This is a genomic window from Microcoleus sp. CZ3-B2 (assembly GCF_036705055.1).
Taxonomy (GTDB): Bacteria; Cyanobacteriota; Cyanobacteriia; order Cyanobacteriales; family Microcoleaceae; genus Microcoleus.
In genome coordinates this window covers 23,595-41,033 of record NZ_JAUBTN010000016.1, presented here as the reverse complement: position 1 = coordinate 41,033, position 17,439 = coordinate 23,595, and the positions used below count along the sequence as shown (strand labels likewise).

The 17,439-nt window shown below is 45.3% G+C and carries 14 protein-coding genes and 1 pseudogene; 4 read left to right on the top strand and 11 right to left on the bottom strand.

The window, feature by feature from the left end:
- Positions 1-260: 260 nt before the first annotated feature.
- Complete coding sequence (locus tag QUA97_RS09855; protein WP_194067654.1) at positions 261-1,610, bottom strand: TetR family transcriptional regulator; 1,350 nt, start codon at positions 1,608-1,610, stop codon at positions 261-263.
- Positions 1,611-1,797: 187 nt separating this feature from the next.
- Here QUA97_RS09855 and QUA97_RS09850 point away from each other — a divergent pair, with 187 nt between their 5' ends.
- The gene (locus QUA97_RS09850) at positions 1,798-2,658 is read left to right on the top strand and encodes an acyl-CoA desaturase (protein ID WP_194067653.1); all 861 of its coding nucleotides are present in this window, start codon (positions 1,798-1,800) and stop codon (positions 2,656-2,658) included.
- A 254-nt stretch (positions 2,659-2,912) separates the two neighbouring features.
- Here QUA97_RS09850 and QUA97_RS09845 read toward each other — a convergent pair whose 3' ends face one another.
- From QUA97_RS09845 to QUA97_RS09820, 6 genes are all read right to left on the bottom strand, one after another.
- On the bottom strand, positions 2,913-3,737 hold the full coding sequence (locus QUA97_RS09845) for a peptidoglycan-binding protein (RefSeq protein WP_333194512.1): 825 nt from the start codon (positions 3,735-3,737) through the stop codon (positions 2,913-2,915).
- A gap of 73 nt (positions 3,738-3,810) precedes the next feature.
- Positions 3,811-4,353: a hypothetical protein gene (locus QUA97_RS09840; protein WP_194067651.1), complete on the bottom strand. Its 543-nt coding sequence runs from the start codon at positions 4,351-4,353 to the stop codon at positions 3,811-3,813.
- Complete coding sequence (locus tag QUA97_RS09835) at positions 4,350-4,844, bottom strand: DUF4365 domain-containing protein (protein ID WP_194067650.1); 495 nt, start codon at positions 4,842-4,844, stop codon at positions 4,350-4,352. The genes QUA97_RS09840 and QUA97_RS09835 overlap by 4 nt, the downstream gene beginning before the upstream one ends.
- A gap of 214 nt (positions 4,845-5,058) precedes the next feature.
- A complete protein-coding gene (locus QUA97_RS09830; RefSeq protein ID WP_194067649.1) occupies positions 5,059-6,003 on the bottom strand; it encodes a GDP-L-fucose synthase family protein in 945 nt (314 codons plus the stop codon).
- Between the two features lie 233 nt (positions 6,004-6,236).
- Positions 6,237-7,268: a GDP-mannose 4,6-dehydratase gene (gene gmd, locus QUA97_RS09825; protein WP_194067648.1), complete on the bottom strand. Its 1,032-nt coding sequence runs from the start codon at positions 7,266-7,268 to the stop codon at positions 6,237-6,239.
- A 227-nt stretch (positions 7,269-7,495) separates the two neighbouring features.
- Positions 7,496-8,227, bottom strand: coding sequence for a sugar transferase (locus QUA97_RS09820; RefSeq protein WP_194009115.1), 732 nt, complete (start codon positions 8,225-8,227; stop codon positions 7,496-7,498).
- A gap of 69 nt (positions 8,228-8,296) precedes the next feature.
- Between QUA97_RS09820 and QUA97_RS09815 the strand changes: the two genes are divergently transcribed.
- A complete protein-coding gene (locus QUA97_RS09815; protein WP_194067647.1) occupies positions 8,297-8,557 on the top strand; it encodes a hypothetical protein in 261 nt (86 codons plus the stop codon).
- An 82-nt stretch (positions 8,558-8,639) separates the two neighbouring features.
- Here the strand turns inward: QUA97_RS09815 and QUA97_RS09810 are convergent, their stop codons facing one another.
- On the bottom strand, positions 8,640-9,803 hold the full coding sequence (locus QUA97_RS09810; protein WP_194069308.1) for a glycosyltransferase: 1,164 nt from the start codon (positions 9,801-9,803) through the stop codon (positions 8,640-8,642).
- Positions 9,804-10,219: 416 nt separating this feature from the next.
- On the opposite strand from QUA97_RS09810, the gene QUA97_RS09805 reads away from it, so the two are divergent.
- Positions 10,220-12,283 (top strand): iron uptake porin, encoded by a 2,064-nt coding sequence (locus QUA97_RS09805; protein ID WP_194069319.1) that lies wholly within the window; start codon positions 10,220-10,222, stop codon positions 12,281-12,283.
- Positions 12,284-12,843: 560 nt separating this feature from the next.
- Here QUA97_RS09805 and QUA97_RS09800 read toward each other — a convergent pair.
- The 3 genes and pseudogenes from QUA97_RS09800 to QUA97_RS09790 all read right to left on the bottom strand — a co-directional run bounded on the left by QUA97_RS09800 (position 12,844) and on the right by QUA97_RS09790 (position 16,653).
- Positions 12,844-14,646, bottom strand: coding sequence for an Rqc2 family fibronectin-binding protein (locus tag QUA97_RS09800; RefSeq protein WP_333194511.1), 1,803 nt, complete (start codon positions 14,644-14,646; stop codon positions 12,844-12,846).
- 490 nt (positions 14,647-15,136) lie between these two features.
- A pseudogene (locus QUA97_RS09795) lies at positions 15,137-16,216 on the bottom strand (ISAs1 family transposase).
- A gap of 149 nt (positions 16,217-16,365) precedes the next feature.
- A complete protein-coding gene (locus QUA97_RS09790) occupies positions 16,366-16,653 on the bottom strand; it encodes a hypothetical protein (protein ID WP_333194510.1) in 288 nt (95 codons plus the stop codon).
- A gap of 193 nt (positions 16,654-16,846) precedes the next feature.
- Between QUA97_RS09790 and QUA97_RS09785 the strand changes: the two genes are divergently transcribed.
- Complete coding sequence (locus tag QUA97_RS09785; protein ID WP_333194509.1) at positions 16,847-17,296, top strand: EVE domain-containing protein; 450 nt, start codon at positions 16,847-16,849, stop codon at positions 17,294-17,296.
- Positions 17,297-17,439: the final 143 nt, after the last annotated feature.

Sequence of the window (17,439 nt, the reverse complement as noted above, 5' to 3'; positions counted from 1 at the left end):
AAAAGGGTAGAGAAACAGCTAAAAAAGATAGGACACGACAGTGCGGTGTCCTACAAATATCATGGGTAATTAACCGAATTTCAGAATATATCTTGTCTCGCCACAGCGTAGGGAAGCGGCACTGCCGCTTCCTACAGATATCACGGTAAATTAACCGAATCTGATAGCATATATTGTCTCAACACAGTACATTATAGGCCTGTTAAATTTCAAACTGATTCCCATTTCTTTGACCTTGGCATTTGAATACTATGATTTGTCTAGGATTTGCGATCGAGACGAATCGCTTGTTCCAAAGCAGTTTTTTCCCTGGATCTCCGCAGGTAAGGCTGCAACTTAGCAACATCCCACCCAGTCAATATCTGCATATCTTCCAAATTCATACCCCGCATTAACATCTCCACGCACCAGGTTTGTTGAGTTTGTTCGATCGCGATCGCCTCTGCTTCAACACCCACCAATCCCGCAGTCAATTCTTCCCACAGTTCTACTAAATCATTTTCCGACAGGGGTTTTCCAGTTCGATTTAAAAACAAAGCTGACTCGCTATCTTTCCGGCTTTTCAACCACTGAGTCAGCGGATTGTTAGTATAAGAACCGTAGCGCTTGCCCAAAATCCATTGATTTACGGGAACTTGCCGCCCCAAACCTTGGGTGACTTGCAGCAGTTGTTGGCGAGAATCGCTGATGTGGTGCGATCGCTCCAACCCAACAATCTCATCTTTACTCAATCCCGATCCAAACAAAACATATACTAAAGCATATTGTTGGATTCCCAGCTTTTTTGCTCGCTGCAAAATGGCAGCGACTAAATTTGCTGGCAAATCTAACACATTTTCCCCAGCAGTTTTTTTGATCGCCAACTCCGATTTAACTGCAAATTGATTCTGGGCGATGGGGCTGTCCCGAATTTGGGCGCCAAATCCGCCAGACGCAGGCAAAATCCCAGCTTCCACCTTCCGATTCTCACTCAAAAAACTAGCATTCTCCTTTTCTTCCTCCTCATCAAAAGACGATACAGCCCCGTGCAAAAACAGCGTGACTAAATTTTCCAAAAAATCCTCCCGATCATGCCAAAGTTCGTGAAATTCGCTAGTAAACTCAATCACCGCATATCCCACCAACATTCCGTTGAGTAAACTCGCAAGCTGTTCGGCGCTCAAATGTGTGTGCAACTTCTCGCGATCGATCGCAGCAGCAAAATATTCTGCTGCATAACGGTTGGCTTCGGTAAAGCCTCTACCCAACGCCGCGCGGTTTTCTGCGGGGTACTTTCCGGCTTCGCCCACCACCGATCGCACGACTTCTGGAACCCGTTCCAGCGCCTGTAAACACGCAATAGCGTAGTCTTTGAGCGTTTCATGAATGCTGCTAGTCTGATTTGTCCGATCGACTAAACTTTCACCCAACTTAGTAAATACGGCAGCCTCTTCAATGACTGCCAAAAGCAAGCCGTGCTTGCTACCAAAATTCCGAAATAGCGTTACCTCATTAACTTCAGCTAATTCTGCAATTTGCTTAGTCGTGGTTTCGGTAACTCCCCGAGAGACAAATAACTCTAGCGCTGCAACGATTAAACGCTGCCGAGTTGGATTCCGTTGAGCGGCCATACAATAAATTGCAAGTTAGACTTGCATAAAAAGGAAACGCCTGTTAAGCTGAATATGTAAGTAAAACTTGCATTTTCTGTTCCGCCTGTAACGGTATGCTTTCGCGAGCATCAGTTTTAACCAGTGTATAGGGGAAGGTCGATCGTTGTTTCGTTAGCAGATCGCCGTTATCTAAAATAAAAATTTCATGACTTATAATTCCGTCGAAACGGCCCTTGAGGGCAAACAGCCGATCGCATTTAACTGGACGACTGCGGCATTTTTTGGGATAATACACGGCTTAGCATTATTAGCCCCCTGGTTTTTTTCTTGGTCTGCTTTAGGTGTAGCGATATTGCTGCACTGGCTATTTGGCAGCATTGGGATTTGCTTGGGATATCACCGAATGTTAACTCATCGTAGCTTCCAAGTGCCTTCTTGGTTAGAATATGCGATCGCCACAATAGGTGCTTTAGCCTTACAAGGCGGCCCGATTTTTTGGGTTTCTGGACACCGCCAGCATCATCTCTACACAGAAGATAACAATAAAGATCCTTACTCCGCGCGGCGCGGTTTTTGGTGGAGTCACATGATGTGGATATTTTACCCGCACCAAGAGTTTTTTAATTACGAAACTTACAAAAAATACGCTCCAGATTTAGCTAAAGATCCATTTTACCGCTGGTTAGATCGCAACTTTCTGATACTGCAAATTCCTGTAGGAATCTTGCTGTACCTAATTGGCGGTTGGTCATTTGTGATTTACGGCGTATTTCTCAGGGCAGTTTTGCTGTGGCACAGCACTTGGTTAATCAACTCTGCGAGTCACATGACAGGCTACCGCACTTTCAAATCTCACGACAATTCTCGCAATCTTTGGTGGGCAGCAATTCTCACCTACGGAGAAGGCTGGCACAACAACCATCACGCTTATCCAAATGTAGCAAAAGCTGGATATAAATGGTGGGAAATTGACATGACTTGGTGGGCGATTAAAATTTTACAAGTGCTAGGTTTAGCCAAGAAAGTTGTACTACCACCGCATACTGCTGCAAGTTCAAAGCTTTAATTATTAGACTTACAAAGTTCGTAGTGAGGACTTTAATCCTTCTGGGAGCATCTCATTTTTGCCAAACTGAGATGCTCCCGTCCTTCTTTTTCGCTCGGAAGAAAATCCGAACACTCAAACAGATTGGTTCGTAAAAAGGATTTCAGTCCTTCTTTTTCGATCGCACGAAAAACCTCACTACGAACCAATTTTATTAAAAATAGATATTTGCCCATCCTACAATGGTTATGAAATTAGTCATTATTCATTTGTGATTAAGCACTTTCCTCAATTAAAGCCGCTTCCGCATCCCGCCGCCTATTCATTCCCCTGGCAATTGAAGTACCCACCCAAATCCGTTTCATTTCCCGGATTTGTTCAGCAATGCCCTTCACATCTTTTTTCTGCACTAAATCCCGGATGGCACGCATTTCCCGGCGGCGGTTTCCCTCCATACTCGTGCCGCGATTGAACACCAAACTTACCAATCCGCCTTGAACATCTGCAGGCAATTCTTCAAAACCGGGAAATGCTTCTTTAGTAAAATTGTAAAATTTTGGGATAGTTACAATATTAAAAACTTCCCACGCTAATTCCCAAGAAATAAGAATGTCTCGCACGCTAGCTAAACGGCTTTTTGCAGTTTCTCCTTTCAAGCCGCAGCAGTTACTCAAACGTTTTTGATCTGCATCTCCTAATTTATGCCAATCTTGGTTAAAAACTTCTACACTGTTGTAACCTAGATCGTAGCCGATGCCGATCGTAATTCCCGATGCTGCTTCCGGCCAAGTTGGACGCTGCAACAGCTTTTCGTAATATTCCCGCCCGCCGCCAACCTCGAATTCTAAAATTAGCCCGATCGCCCTGTCTGATAAAAGTGACAACCGCAAAGGTTCTCCGGGGAACAACGCAGCTAGCGTTTTGGGGCCCGCAATTCCGTCAGCTAAAAACCCTTGATTGCTTTGAAACTGTTTAAGGGATGCTTCAGTTTTCGGCCCAAATTGACCATCTGCACTTCCTGGATTCAAACCTAACTCCAGCAAGCGTTTTTGCAGTTTCACAACATCGGAACTCGATGCACCTAATTTTAGAGTTTGCACAACCTGTTTTCCTGTAATGCGATCGGCACAATAATTTTTGCTTGATATTGTACCACAACCAGGATTTCCCAAACTATTTGATTAATTCTGCCTCAGTCAGCAGAGCAAAATCTCGCGGATTTTGTAGCACGAAACAGTCATTTTCTTTAATTAAATCACCAAAACAGGTAACTGGCGATCGCGCTTCATAAGCCTTGAGGGCCAACTGATAATCAGATCCGCTCAATTCCAGATTAATTTTTCTCAGCTTCCCCACGACAAATCCCATTAATGTAATTTTGGCCGGAGATTCTGCCCCGTGCACTTTATTAATCCATCCCGAGATTGCAACATTAGGTAAAACCGTGATTAAATCGCTGAGAATATCTAGCTGAGAACGATTTTCCACCACTTCTATTGCTTTTAAGTTCCGACACATCACCTCGGCAAAATCATCAAAATCTTGGTGAGGGGAAACCAATACTTCCCCCTCCTGACTCACTGAATTTTTCTTACTCCAAATGAATCCGTCATAAAATTGACGAGCTTTATGCCAGCCATTTATCTGTAAGTATTTCTCTAACACATTTGGCTCAATTGTTTTCAGAATGTGACTATCTCTTACAGTTACTTTCATGGCAAACTTCCCTCGCTAATGCGCTGTATCATTGACTTAAGAGCTTCTATTGTAAACTGATTGGTGCGGGGTAAAGAAACAGTCACATTTGCTATATTTTGTGTTTCTGGCTGTCCCCGCAATGACATCCAGTAGGCACAACTTCTCATGCACAGTTCAGATTCTGACTGCTGCAACCAGTCTTCTAGATTTTCTGGTACTAAAACTACAACTAAGATTCTAGGTACTAGGGTATTCCTTCTCAAATCGTTGTAGTTTTTGAGTTTGAGCGGATATCGGATGTAGTCGCCATCCATCACGTCCCTTGAAGTACATTTTAATTGTAACTTCAACTCTGGAAAATAAACGCTTCCCTCACCGCTGCCAGCCGTGATTTGTAGGTCGATGCTGTCGAAGTCTAATTCTAACAGATCGATCGAGAAACCTGCCACGGCTGCAACCGCACGCACATAAGCTTTGCTAAAAAGTTCTTTCTGCTGGTTCAGTTCCATTGCCAAATAAACATCTGCGAAAATAATATATTTTACAATAAAAGTGTTCTACAGGTAATTATTGTAGGAGAACTCTCCCCAAAAGGCGATCGATTGGTATAAATTCTTATTCTTAGTCTGCGGAGGCAAACATCGTTTGTATAGTAGCGGTTTCAACCCCTGAATATCATTTAAAAAAGCCCCGGTTTCTTCAAAAAACCGGGGTTTTATACACTCAAACTGCGTGTTTGCGATACCAATCAATGGTATTTTTCAACCCTTCCTTAAAGCCCATTTCAGCCACAAAACCAAACCTTTCCTTAGCCCTTTCGGTATCCAAACAGCGGCGCGGCTGACCGTTCGGTTTGTCTGTTTCCCAAACAATTTCTCCCTCAAATCCCATCAATTCGCAAATCGTTTCTACTAATTCGCGAATTTTAACTTCGCTATTTGTTCCCAAATTAACCGGGTCAGATTCATTGTAAGATTGAGCCGCCATCACAATCCCGCGCGCGGCATCTGTGGAATACAAAAACTCGCGGCTGGGGCTGCCGTCGCCCCAAACAGGTAATGTTTTGTCTCCCCTTTCTTGGGCTTCGTAGACTTTGCGAATTAATGCGGGGATGACGTGGGAACTTTTTGGGTCAAAGTTATCTTCCGGGCCGTACAGATTTACTGGTAGCAAGTAGATACCGTTGAATCCGTACTGCTGGCGGTAGGATTGCAGTTGCACTAATAAGGCTTTTTTTGCTATTCCGTAAGGTGCGTTGGTTACTTCGGGATATCCGTTCCAGAGGTCGTCTTCTTTGAAGGGAACTGGGGTTAAGTTGGGATAGGCGCAAATGGTACCGACGCAGACGAATTTTTCGACTCCTGTTTCGTAGGCTGCGTGGATTAGTTGCGCGCCCATCATTAAATTGTCATAAAATAGTTCTGCCGGTTTGAGTTGGTTTAAACCGATGCCGCCAACGTGGGCTGCTAAGTGTATGATGATGTCTTGTTGGTCGGCGGCGCGCTTGCAGTTTTCCATGACGCGGAGGTCGCAGTCGCGCGATCGCGTTACCGAAATTTTATCAGCATCCGCGCCTGTTTTGACTAACTGGTCGATTACCTGACGGCCTAGGAAACCCGCGCCACCGGTGACTAGAATACGCTTGTTGCTTAAATCCAAGCTTGTCATAATTTGATCCTGGGGATTTTGAATAAAGGTCGATCGACAATTTTCTGTCTAAAAATGCTACCGCTACACAACTTGGAGCGATCCCGCTTGTTTTTCCTGCTCAGTAAAAATATAACCAAACTCGCCCTAGTGGATCTACATTAACTCAACTAGGACGAGCGATCGCCCAACTACCAATTTTGTTGAACGAAAATAGCTGTCAAGCAGTCGCGGTGACTGCTGAGTTTCGCGCCTCAATCAAATCCGTTACCAGAACCTCGTTCCTGCTTTTCTAAAGCTGTGATGTCAGCATCTACCATCAAATGCACTAACTCTTCAAAAGTTACAGAAGGTTCCCAATTTAACTGCTGGCGCGCCTTAGTTGAATCGCCAATCAACAGTTCGACTTCTGCCGGACGCAAGTAGCGTTCGTCAAACTCGACATATTTTTGCCACTCTAAATTGACGTAATTAAAGGCTAAATCGAGAAATTCTTTAATCGAATGGGTCTCGTTGGTAGCAATGACATAATCGTCCGGTTTGTCTTGTTGCAGCATCAGCCACATCGCCCGCACGTAGTCTTTAGCATAGCCCCAGTCCCGCTTGGAATCGAGATTGCCCAAGTAAATCTTTTTCTGCTTGCCGGCGACAATTCTGGCAACGGCGCGAGTAATTTTGCGAGTTACAAAAGTTTCGCCGCGACGGGGAGATTCGTGGTTGAACAAGATGCCGTTGCAGGCAAAAAGTCCGTAAGATTCGCGATAATTTACTGTTTGCCAGTGAGCGTAAACTTTAGCGCAGGCGTAGGGACTTCTGGGATAAAAAGGAGTTGTTTCCTTCTGCGGAACTTCCTGCACCAAACCAAACATTTCCGAAGAACCTGCTTGATAAAACCGCACTTCTATGCCCGTGCGGCGCTGGTAGTCACGAATTGCTTCTAGCAGGCGCAATACTCCCATTCCTACTGTGTCAACCGTATATTCCGGCGAGTCAAAACTGACTCTGACGTGGGATTGAGCGCCTAAGTTATAAATTTCTACCGGCTGAACTTCTTCTAATATCCGGCGCAGAGTAGTGCCGTCGGTTAAGTCGCCGTAGTGCAGAAATAACTGTGCGTCCGCGCTGTGAGGATCGACATAAATGTGATCTATGCGATCGGTATTGAAACTAGAACTCCGCCGGATAATGCCGTGAACTTCATATCCTTGATCTAAAAGTAATTCGGTCAAGTAGGAGCCGTCTTGACCTGTAATACCTGTTATTAGCGCTCGCTTGCGTTGCGTCATCTGATTTTCCTTTTACAGGCTGTGTTAATTAATTTGGGACGTTCCGGCCAGAGGATGTTGTTCCCTGGCGATCGCATTTTCAAGCTCTAGATTAACTCACAATTGTGCGATCGTCATCAACAAAATGTGAATGTTTTGACAAAGAGTTTGCCACTTGCTGTCAGTAGTCAGCATCAGCGGCCAGTAACAAACAAAACTAACTACCGATTGCTGACTGCAGACAATAATTAATATGCGCCGTTATTTTTGGGAAAAATTACAACTCCAATTGTTTTGAAAAGAATCCACATATCCATCCAAAGGTTTTTGTCCTTGGCGTAATAGAGGTCGATTTGGACTCGCTGGGGATAGGGAATGTCGTTGCGACCGGACACTTGCCACAAGCCTGTAATTCCAGGTCTGATGGTAAGAATTTTGTTGATGTGACGGCCGTATTTCGGCAGTTCTTCTTCAACTAGAGGTCTCGGCCCGACGACGCTCATATCTCCTTTTAAAACATTCCAAAACTGGGGAAATTCGTCCAAACTGGTCATTCGTAAAAATCTTCCAATCCAGGTAATTCGAGGGTCTTGTTTGAGTTTGAAATTGTCCTCAAACTCTTGACGCAAATGCGGAGATTTTTCCATGATTTCCAGCAATATATCGTCCGCATTTTCCACCATCGTTCTGAATTTAAGGCAATAAAACATTTTACGGTTTTTGCCTACTCGTTCCTGTACGTAAAAAATAGGCCCGGACGAGCTTAAGGCGATCGAAAGAGCCAAAAGCAGATAAACCGGAGCAAACAGGAGCAGAACCGATGAGGAAAACAGGATATCAAATAGCCGCTTGAAAAATTCTCCGTCGAGACTCTGTAGAGAACGAGTTATGCGTCTGTCTCCGTCGAGGACAGGCCCAAAACCGCGTCTCGCGATCGCTCGAATTACCTTACCGGAGATTAGTTGGCTGTCGGCAGTCATCTTACTCCTTCACTTCACACCACACACAGTCTCGATCATAAAGCCTCAAGACGCTTTGTTCTCTGAATTATGTTTCCAATACTCAATTTTCTGCATTCAGAAGAAGGAAGAAGTCCGAGGGAAGTCGGAAGAAGGAAGAAGGAAGAATGGACAAGGTACTTATGTAGAGCGGTTTTGAGGGCTTCGGAAGTAATTACGGAATATTTTCCCACTCTCCCTCTCTCCCCCTCTCAACTCCCAGACTTGGTAAAATCGCGGGAAGAAGTCCGAGGGAAGTCGGAAGAAGGAAGAAGGAAGAATGGACAAGGTACTTATACAGAAAGGCTTTGAACGTTTCTGAAGCCATTCAGAAGAACGAAGATTTTGCCCCTCTCCCCCTCTCCCCCTCTCCCCCTCTTCCCCTCTTCCACTCTCAACTCTCAGACTTGGTAAAATCGCGGGATTGAAATTCCTGATAGCACTGTTCCACAAAACCTAGATAGCGCTGCTCAAAGACTTCGGGGGCAAACCCGGAGGCGCGCAACCGTCCCATTTCCGGGGAAAATTTGCCTTGCAACTGCTCAAATTCCTTGACAGCTTCGACTAATCCTGCTGCGGTTTGGGAGGGAAAAAATAAACCTGTCCCCCTCTCTGGGTGTTGGCGAATGTCGAGCACTGTCTCCAAAGCGCCGCCTGCTGCATAGGCAATTACTGGTGTCCCGCAAGCTTGAGCTTCTACTAAAGCTATGCCAAAATCTTCACAGGCTGCATAGACAAAGGCTTTTGCCTCGGCCATGTATTTTTCGACTGCGGAGGCGGGCTGGTGGCCGAGCAATTGTACATTGGGTTTGGCGATTTGCCGGAGCATTTCTAATTCTGGGCCGGTGCCGATGACAATTAGATTGCGCCCGAGTTGATTGAATGCTTGGACGATCGCACTTACGTTTTTGTAACTTACCAACCGGCAAACTGTCACGTAAAAATCTTGTTTTTGCTCCAGCAAGGCAAATCGATCGATATTTACCGGCGGATAAATTACCTCCGCGCGCCGCCGGTAGCACCGCCAAATTCGGCGCGCCGTGTGTTGGGAGTTGGCGATGAAATAATCGACGCGGTTGGCGGAAATTACATCCCACTGCCGCAGTCGGTGCAACAAATATCGCGTCATCACGCCCAAGATGCCCCGTCCGGCTTTGCTATTACGTAAGTAGTCAAAAGTTAAGTCCCAAGCGTAGCGCATGGGTGTGTGGCAGTAGCATACGTGCAGTTGTTGGGGGCTGGTGAGGATGCCTTTGGCGACGGCGTGGGATGATGAGAGGATGATGTCGTAGGCTCGCAGATCTAGTTGTTCGATCGCGACGGGCAGAAATGGCAAATATTTTTGCACGCCGCTGCGGGCTGCAGGAAAGCCCTGCAAGAATGTTGTACCAATCTGTCTTTGAAAAAGATAGCTTTCGGGATTGGCTGATTCAAAGTCGATGAGGGCATAGACATCAGCATTTACGTATTTGAGGATTTCCTGCACTACGAGTTCCGAACCGCCGGTAGCCAAGGGTGTCAACCATTCATGAACTAGGGCGTATTTGAGTTTTTTCACTTTATGTAGTCGATCGAACGATTTATTAGCGCCAGTTCTGTCAATATTAGTCTTACCGAGAGATTACTGACGCAGTATCGAGCCATTAACCGCGTTTCTACGTAGGCGACTCGATTTGAGATTCTTCGACTTCGCGAGCGAACAAGTTTGAGATTTACTCCACGGATTAATCTGGGAGCTCGAACAGGAGTCTCACCAGCGTCGAGTGTTTGTACCCATTTTTTGGGATAGTTCAAACCAAGAATTTTGGGAATAAACGAGGTTTTTGTCAAATTTGGGGCTGGCCAAATTGCCTAGTGCGGCAACGATTCGCCAGATTGTTGACAAAAAATACTATTAGGGGCAATAGTGTAAAGGATTTGCGATCGGCTAACTCTTCGGAACGGGCGATCGAACTAACGTGGTGTGAGGAAAAAATGTCCAAATTTTTGTGGAAAGGACTTTTAGTCAGTCCTGCTGTATTAGCAGCAAGTTTAGTAGTATCTTCGACAGCCCTAGCAGCAGAGCAACCTGTAGAAATAGCCTCGGTAGCTCAAGCCAATCAATTGGAATTAGCAGGTGCTGCCACCGAGCAAGCACAGCCTGAAACAGCAGCCGTGACAGCCGAACCAACGTCACTAGCCACTAACTTAACTGTTGAAACTATTGACAAAGAAAACCTAGCAGCACCGGAAAACCCAGTTACCGAACAGACAAAAGCACCGGAAAACCCAGTTGCAGCAGCAGACACAAGCGAAACCCAACCCGCAGTTGCAGCAGCAGACTTAAGCGCCCAACAACCTGTCGCAGAGGAAATCCCCGCAGTCGCGCCCGCCAACACAAGCGCCACGCCACCCGCCGCACCGACCAATTTAAGCGCCGAAAAACCTGCCGCACAACCCGAAGAGATTTCCCAATCAACCCCTCCGGGCGCCCAACCTCAAGCGCAATCAAATCTTTTAGAACAAATCAACCAATACAGCGCAGAAGACAGCGAAGATGCAGCCGGCCAAGTAACCTCAGTTTCGCAACTGTCCGACGTGCGCCCCACAGATTGGGCGTTCCAAGCTTTGCAATCCCTAGTAGAGCGCTACGGCTGCATAGCTGGCTATCCTGACGGCACCTTCCGCGGCAACCGGGCAATGACTCGCTACGAATTCGCAGCCGGTTTAAACGCCTGTTTGGATAAAGTTACCGAACTGATTAGAGGTGGTACGGGAAATTTAGCAACCAAAGAAGATTTAGCTTCTATCCAAAGGTTGCAAGAAGAATTTGCTGCGGAATTGGCAACTTTGCGCGGTCGCGTCGATGCTTTGGAAGCGCGCACTTCTGAATTAGAAGCAAATCAGTTTTCGACTACCACTAAACTCAATGGCGAAGTGATATTTGCTGTGACCGGTATCGCCGCCGGAGATGATGCTGAGGGCCGCGAAGCTGATAGAACCACAGCTTTTGGCAGCAGGGTTCGTCTCAATTTTGATACGAGTTTCTCAGGTGAAGACTTGCTGAGAACTCGACTGCAAGTTTTGAATTTAGGTTCGTTTTCTACTAACAATACCAAAACCGCTGAAGGGGAATTGCGGTTTAATGCCGGGCCTTTCGGCGAGGCTAGCAATACTGTTGGTTTAGATGCGCTGCTTTACCAATTCCCTCTAGGCAAAAACACTACTGTAATTCTAGAAGCCAACGCCGGCGCTGCTGATGATTTTACCAACACAGTCAACCCTTACTTTGACGGAGATGGCGGTAGTGGCGCTCTTTCCAACTTCGGTACTCGCAACCCGATTTACTATTTGACTGGCGGTTCTGGCATCGCTCTGCGGCATCAGTTTGGGGAAAAACTCGAACTGAGTTTAGGATATTTGGCCGGCAACGCCGCCAACCCGACGCGGGGTAACGGTTTGTTCAACGGTTCCTACGGCGGTTTGGCTCAGTTGACTTTCAAACCGAGCGACAGCTTTGCTATAGGTTTAACTTACGTTAATTCCTACAATTTCGTGACCGGTACGGGGAGCAATGCTTCTAATTTCCCGGCGCGTCTCGGTTCTTTCGGGCTCGACAGCGATAGCAATCTACCTGTTTCTAGCAATTCCTACGGCGCGCAGGCTTCGTTGAAACTTGGTCGCCGAATTGCTCTTGGCGGTTGGGCGGGTTACACCAACCAGCGCATTTTATCAAACTTGGCTACTCCTACCGGTTCTGTGCAGCGGGGAGATCAAAAAATCTGGAACTGGGCGGCTACTTTGGCTTTTCCTGATTTGTTGAAAGAAGGAAATGTGGCGGGGATTTTGGTAGGTATGGAGCCTCGCGTGACGAGTTCTACTAATCGGAGTTTACCGGAAGATAAGGATACTTCGCTGCACATTGAAGGTTTCTATCAGTTTAAGTTGAGCGACAATATTTCGGTCACTCCTGGTGTGATTTGGCTGACTGCTCCGGATCACAATAATGATAATTCTGATTTGGTGATTGGAGTAATCAGAACGACGTTTACTTTCTAGGAGTTGTATGTATAAGGTGCGCCCCCGCACCTTTTTTGGCGCTGAAATAAGCTCTAATTAGATTGATGGTGGTGTAAATCTTTAAACTTGCATTGCATCAATATTCGCTCTGTTAACCGCAGATTTCCAGCGTACAAACACTGATTGACGCTGATAATTTAATAAGTCAACCGTTCATTTCAGGCAGATAACGCACGCTATAGCAGATAATTTCCAGATAGAAAGGCAATTTGGGCAATCTTGTGTTTTGTTTCAACAGAAATGACCAGCTTTAGCTAAAGCTGGTCTGCACAAATAGTTAAATCCGTTGTTTTTCCCACAGTGTTTTTCTCACGGCGAGGAAACCCGAGTTGCACGTTTCTTTGCAGCGGGTTCTAAGACAGATATCATCTCTCTTAAGCGGTACTTTTGCAACAAAATTTATTTTTTTGTAATACAACTTTACATTGAATAGAGATTTTTGAGGTTTGTAGTGAGGAATTTAGTCCTCGGATTGTTGGAAAACTGAAGTCGGATCGATCGAACTTATTGTCTTTTAGTTGTCACCGCGTACATCATAATCATGCGGGGGCTTGCTGCGGTCTGCCCCAGACAATCCGCTCTTGTTTGTAGACAACCATACCAGGTTTTGCACCTTTCGGCTTATATACATATTTCGGTTCTGTATAAACCACGGGAACTTGTTCGCTGTGGCGGGCGCGACTGTAGTATGCAGTCATGTCGGCCGCAAATTGCAAATCGGTTTCTTGGGCGACATTACCGGGTGTCAGACGCAGCAAGGCGTGACTTCCGGGAATCTCTAGGGTGTGGAACCACAAGTCGTAGTCGGTGGCGGTACGAAAAGTGAGTTGGTCGTTTTGGCGGTTGTTGCGCCCGATTAATAATTCAAAGCCGCTGGGGGTTTGGTAGCGGTGAAATTCGATCGCAGCATTTTTGTCACTGCCACGGTAATCTGGTACAACTAGATATTTTTGCTGGATTAGTTCTTCGCGGATTTCGGCGAGGGTTTGCAAATCTTGGGTGTTGCGGTAGGTTTCGAGTACCGAAAGCGCGGCTTCGACTTGTTCTAAATAGTCGATTTCTTCTTGTACGGCGGCTAACAAAGGTTCTACTGCTATACGAGCTCTTTTAAGTTTTTGGTGTTTTTTGTAGATTGCTTGAGCGTTTTGAACGGCGTTTTTTTCCACGTTTAGCGGAATGATTACTGGTTTTTCAGTTTCAAAGTCTGGGAGGGAAATTGATTTCATTCCGGGTTCCCAATGCTGCAAGTTTGCCATTAGCAAGTCGGCTTGGGATTTGTGGATATCTGCGCCGGCCGATTGCTGCAAGCGTTCTTTAAATGTGTTGGCTTTGAGGCGCAGTTTGGCGAGGATGTTGTTGAGTTTTTGGGTAAGTTGATGCCGCAGTTGGGCGAATAGTTGTTGGTTGATTTCGCCGGTGTAGTAGCTGTTAAGTAATTCTTGGACGGAAGAGTTCGGCAGCGGATTTTGTAGCGGATGTAGCGGATGTAACAGATTGGGGGAATTAGATTCCTTTTCAGATTCAGATTCTGGCTGTTTTTCGTCGGGCTTTGGCCAGTCGATGACGCTGTAGCCTTCGGGGGTAAAACTCGGTTGGAATTTGGAGTTTTCTAGGCATTGCAACCAGTACAGCCAGCGCTGAAATAGTTGCTGCCATTGGTGGGGATTGAGGCTGTCGGTGGATTGTTCGGGGTCTAGATTTGCCGATCGAATCATGGACACTACTAAGTTTTTACTCAACCCTCGGTAATTCTTCAACAGATTGGTCTTTAATTGCCCCGGAACCAGGCTAATTCGTTCTTGCCAGCGATCGAGAGGTTCGATCGCGCTTGGCACTGCATCGGTCAAAGAAGGGGGCAATTCGTAGGGTTGCCCGGTTTGGACTGGGCGGACGCTGGACTGTTTTAGGCCGACTTGGTGGGCGCAGGTGACAACGAGATTGTCACTGGCGGTGAGGATGATGTTGCTGTATTTGCCCATGATTTCGGCGTAGAGATGCCAAAGTGCTCCTTCGCCGGGACGTTTGGCGAATTGCAAGTCGATGACTCTTTCCCAAGGGGACACGGGGGCGATGGAAACTAAGGCTAAGCCGCACAGTTGGTGGCGCAGTTGTTCGCTGAAGGTGAAGGTGTCGGGAATGCGGGGCGGGGGGGCGCCGACACAGATGCGGGCTGCTGTTGGATGGGAGGAAATGTCTATCCAGGCGCGCCCTTTCATGGTGCGGAGGGCCAGGGACACGGTAAATCGATCGCGCTGGTAGACTTGTTCTAGGCGCGCTGGCAGCCATTGGGCTCGCAGTTCGCTGCAAGCTGCGGTTAAAGTTGTAAAGTCTACGGGTTGCACGGTGGCCTCTTTGCGATCGATCGAATATGTATTTCTATACTGACAGATATTGGTCGTATTTTACCGATGGAATCAAAGTTTTGAAACGAGCTGGAAGGGAAAGCATATCTATGCTATAGCCTTTCTGTGCTCTGGTATGAGGTACTATCCGGGATAGGTACTATCCGGGCATAGGGCATACCTCACTTTTGTGAGAACCGCTATATAACCAACGGCTCGTTTGCGATCGAACTAAAGGTATGCTGTTGCGCGATCGATCAACTAAGCAGGGGGAACGCCTCTGATTGAACACTGTTCATCAGTGGTGAGTATATTTTGAGATAAATTCACCATTTTTAGAAGCTACAGACACGCTTTGTAATGACTTTTTAGATCAAAGAGGAACTGATTAATAGTGGTTTGTACTTAATGCGAATTCTGAGGAAATAAAAACATTACAACCACTGTTTACAATTCCTATAATATTTATTAATGAGTTATTCGTGAGAATTTAGTTCACTGCAACAGCGAGAATTTTAGTCAAATAGTCATCATCCCACCAGCTCGAAGTCGGCCATTCTTTGTTCCAGTCTTTGAGGTTTCTTTGTTATCAAAAGATTAAGCGAAATCTGTCCGATCATCGCAAAAGTTTGTGGAGCATTATCTTTTATGATCCGACAATCATCTTCACGAAAATCTCTATTTAATACCCAATGTAAAGAACTTTCGTTGACCAATGACTGCGGACTAATTCACCAAATTCTTGAGCATTATTTGGTAATCTACTAATATAATAACGAGTTTAAATAGTTGTTTTTTACTTGACTATTCTTACGAGATTCTATCAGACCTATACTATGAAGCTTCTGCCATTGATTGTCGGGTAAATCTGCTCTTTGATGTCACTTAACATGGTTGTAATATCGGATTTCTGAGCGGCCATGATTACTCTCTTTTTTAGTTGAATAAGCTGTATGTATCAAGCCAGAAAATCCTTGTCTAATTGCTTGTTTAAACAACGCTTATACTCTGACATATAAGGATGGTTAGTTATTTTTTAATGCGATCGCGTAATCTCCTCCTTGTTCGATAATTGACTTCACAACTGACTTTTTACAGCCCAGATTATCAATCGTGACAATGCTGACCTTTAATTCTAATACTTTGATTAAAGCCGGAGTTGCTGTGATTTAATTGAACTTTTTATCAACTTTAACTTGTCCTAAAACTAATCTTTGACTGGTCGCCCAAGCACTGACCATATGAATCGCTTTTTTGTCTCCTCCCCAAGAGTAAGAATGGCGAAGAGTTTTGCCATCAATGGCGATTACTTCTCCTGGATTGAAGCAGCTAATAGATTGAATCCAACTCAAAAAAAAATTCTGAAATTGCTCAGGTTTGAGGCGATAAAATACTCGCGCAATTGTGTCATGGCTCGATATACCATTCGGCAATTCTAAAATTTTCTTTAACCATTCGTGTTTGGCTCGCCCGTAACTTGCGATATCCACCCATGTATCAGCACCGCAAATTACTGCACAAATTGAGTCGTGATAATATCCATTAATTGATGATGTTTTGTCCGCTAAATTCTTGGGTCTTCTCAGCCGGAAAAATGGTCGAAAATGGTGATTTTAGGTTTGAGTTTCATACAGGGCAAACTCTGATTAAATGTTTTGTAGGTACTCAATAATTATTCTCCAATATACCATATTCTGTTAATATTAAATTTAGATGCGTTCACCCTGCTTTACTGTATGCCCCGGTGTCAGAAGAAGCAGGCTTGACTCCGGCCGCCCTGGGCCACGTACTCATCCGCTTCACGGCTTGACTCAAACTTTTATCAGGTGGGAGTACCTGGGATATCATCGCCCACAAGGTGACTATCGGTGTGTAGACGCTTTGGTAGTAGGTTATCTTCTCCTTCGCTAGAATTTCCTGGACTAAGGAATCTGGCAGCAGTTTCTCCCACAGTGAGGCAACGCTCGGCAAAAATTGTTGTTTGAGAATGCACGCACGATTTGGCATAATGGAGAGAGATATTTTGGTTTGTAAAACAATTATCTATGTATATCTTGCCTTACAGATTTTTTTTGCTCACTTGAGCAGTGCGATTGGACTAAAGTCCGCACTACGAACCAATCTTAGATATGTCAATTGACCGGACACGATATCAGCAAGGCCTAAATATTAGTAACAAAATAGCAATTTTTAATTATCTATGGATTATTGGTTGATGAAGTCGGAACCTGATGTTTATAGTATTGCGGATTTGAAGTCAGATAAGATTTCGCTTTGGGATGGCGTTCGCAACTATCAAGCGCGTAATTTTCTGCGGCAAATGAGTCTTGGAGATTTAATATTTTTTTATCATTCTAATACTAAACTACCCGGTATTGTCGGCTTGATGCGTGTCGTGGAAACTAATATTGCTGACCCGACTCAATTTGATGTTGATAGCGAATATTATGATGCTAAATCTCGGCTTGACGCGCCTCGCTGGCAAACTGTGAGAGTTGAGTTTGTGGAGGAATTTGCTAAGTTAATATCTTTGGATGAATTGAAAGCAAATTTTAGTGCTGAGGAGGTTTTGGTGGTGAGGAAGGGCAATCGCTTATCGGTGATGCCGGTGTCTGAAAGTGCTACTCAGAAGATTTTGAAGATGAAGTAGGATAGTTGAGGAAAGTCGGTATTGGTATTGAGTTTTTGGCTATTTAGTAGCACAAAAAAGAGGCTCTGCATTACCAGGCTTTTGCTGGTAACGAGCTATTAGGAGCAATGGGTAATATTCTGTCCGGTGGATTACCCTAAGAA

What these genes read in the sequence shown, in the direction of transcription:
- QUA97_RS09820 (WP_194009115.1), bottom strand. Translation starts at nt 8,227, where the DNA reads ATGACTGCCGACAGCCAACTAATCTCCGGTAAGGTAATTCGAGCGATC.
- QUA97_RS09790 (WP_333194510.1), bottom strand. Translation starts at nt 16,653, where the DNA reads ATGCCAAATCGTGCGTGCATTCTCAAACAACAATTTTTGCCGAGCGTT.
- QUA97_RS09815 (WP_194067647.1), top strand. Translation starts at nt 8,297, where the DNA reads ATGTTTCCAATACTCAATTTTCTGCATTCAGAAGAAGGAAGAAGTCCG.
- QUA97_RS09805 (WP_194069319.1), top strand. Translation starts at nt 10,220, where the DNA reads ATGTCCAAATTTTTGTGGAAAGGACTTTTAGTCAGTCCTGCTGTATTA.
- QUA97_RS09785 (WP_333194509.1), top strand. Translation starts at nt 16,847, where the DNA reads ATGGATTATTGGTTGATGAAGTCGGAACCTGATGTTTATAGTATTGCG.
- QUA97_RS09850 (WP_194067653.1), top strand. Translation starts at nt 1,798, where the DNA reads ATGACTTATAATTCCGTCGAAACGGCCCTTGAGGGCAAACAGCCGATC.
- QUA97_RS09830 (WP_194067649.1), bottom strand. Translation starts at nt 6,003, where the DNA reads ATGACAAGCTTGGATTTAAGCAACAAGCGTATTCTAGTCACCGGTGGC.
- QUA97_RS09840 (WP_194067651.1), bottom strand. Translation starts at nt 4,353, where the DNA reads ATGAAAGTAACTGTAAGAGATAGTCACATTCTGAAAACAATTGAGCCA.
- QUA97_RS09855 (WP_194067654.1), bottom strand. Translation starts at nt 1,610, where the DNA reads ATGGCCGCTCAACGGAATCCAACTCGGCAGCGTTTAATCGTTGCAGCG.
- gmd (WP_194067648.1), bottom strand. Translation starts at nt 7,268, where the DNA reads ATGACGCAACGCAAGCGAGCGCTAATAACAGGTATTACAGGTCAAGAC.
- QUA97_RS09835 (WP_194067650.1), bottom strand. Translation starts at nt 4,844, where the DNA reads ATGGAACTGAACCAGCAGAAAGAACTTTTTAGCAAAGCTTATGTGCGT.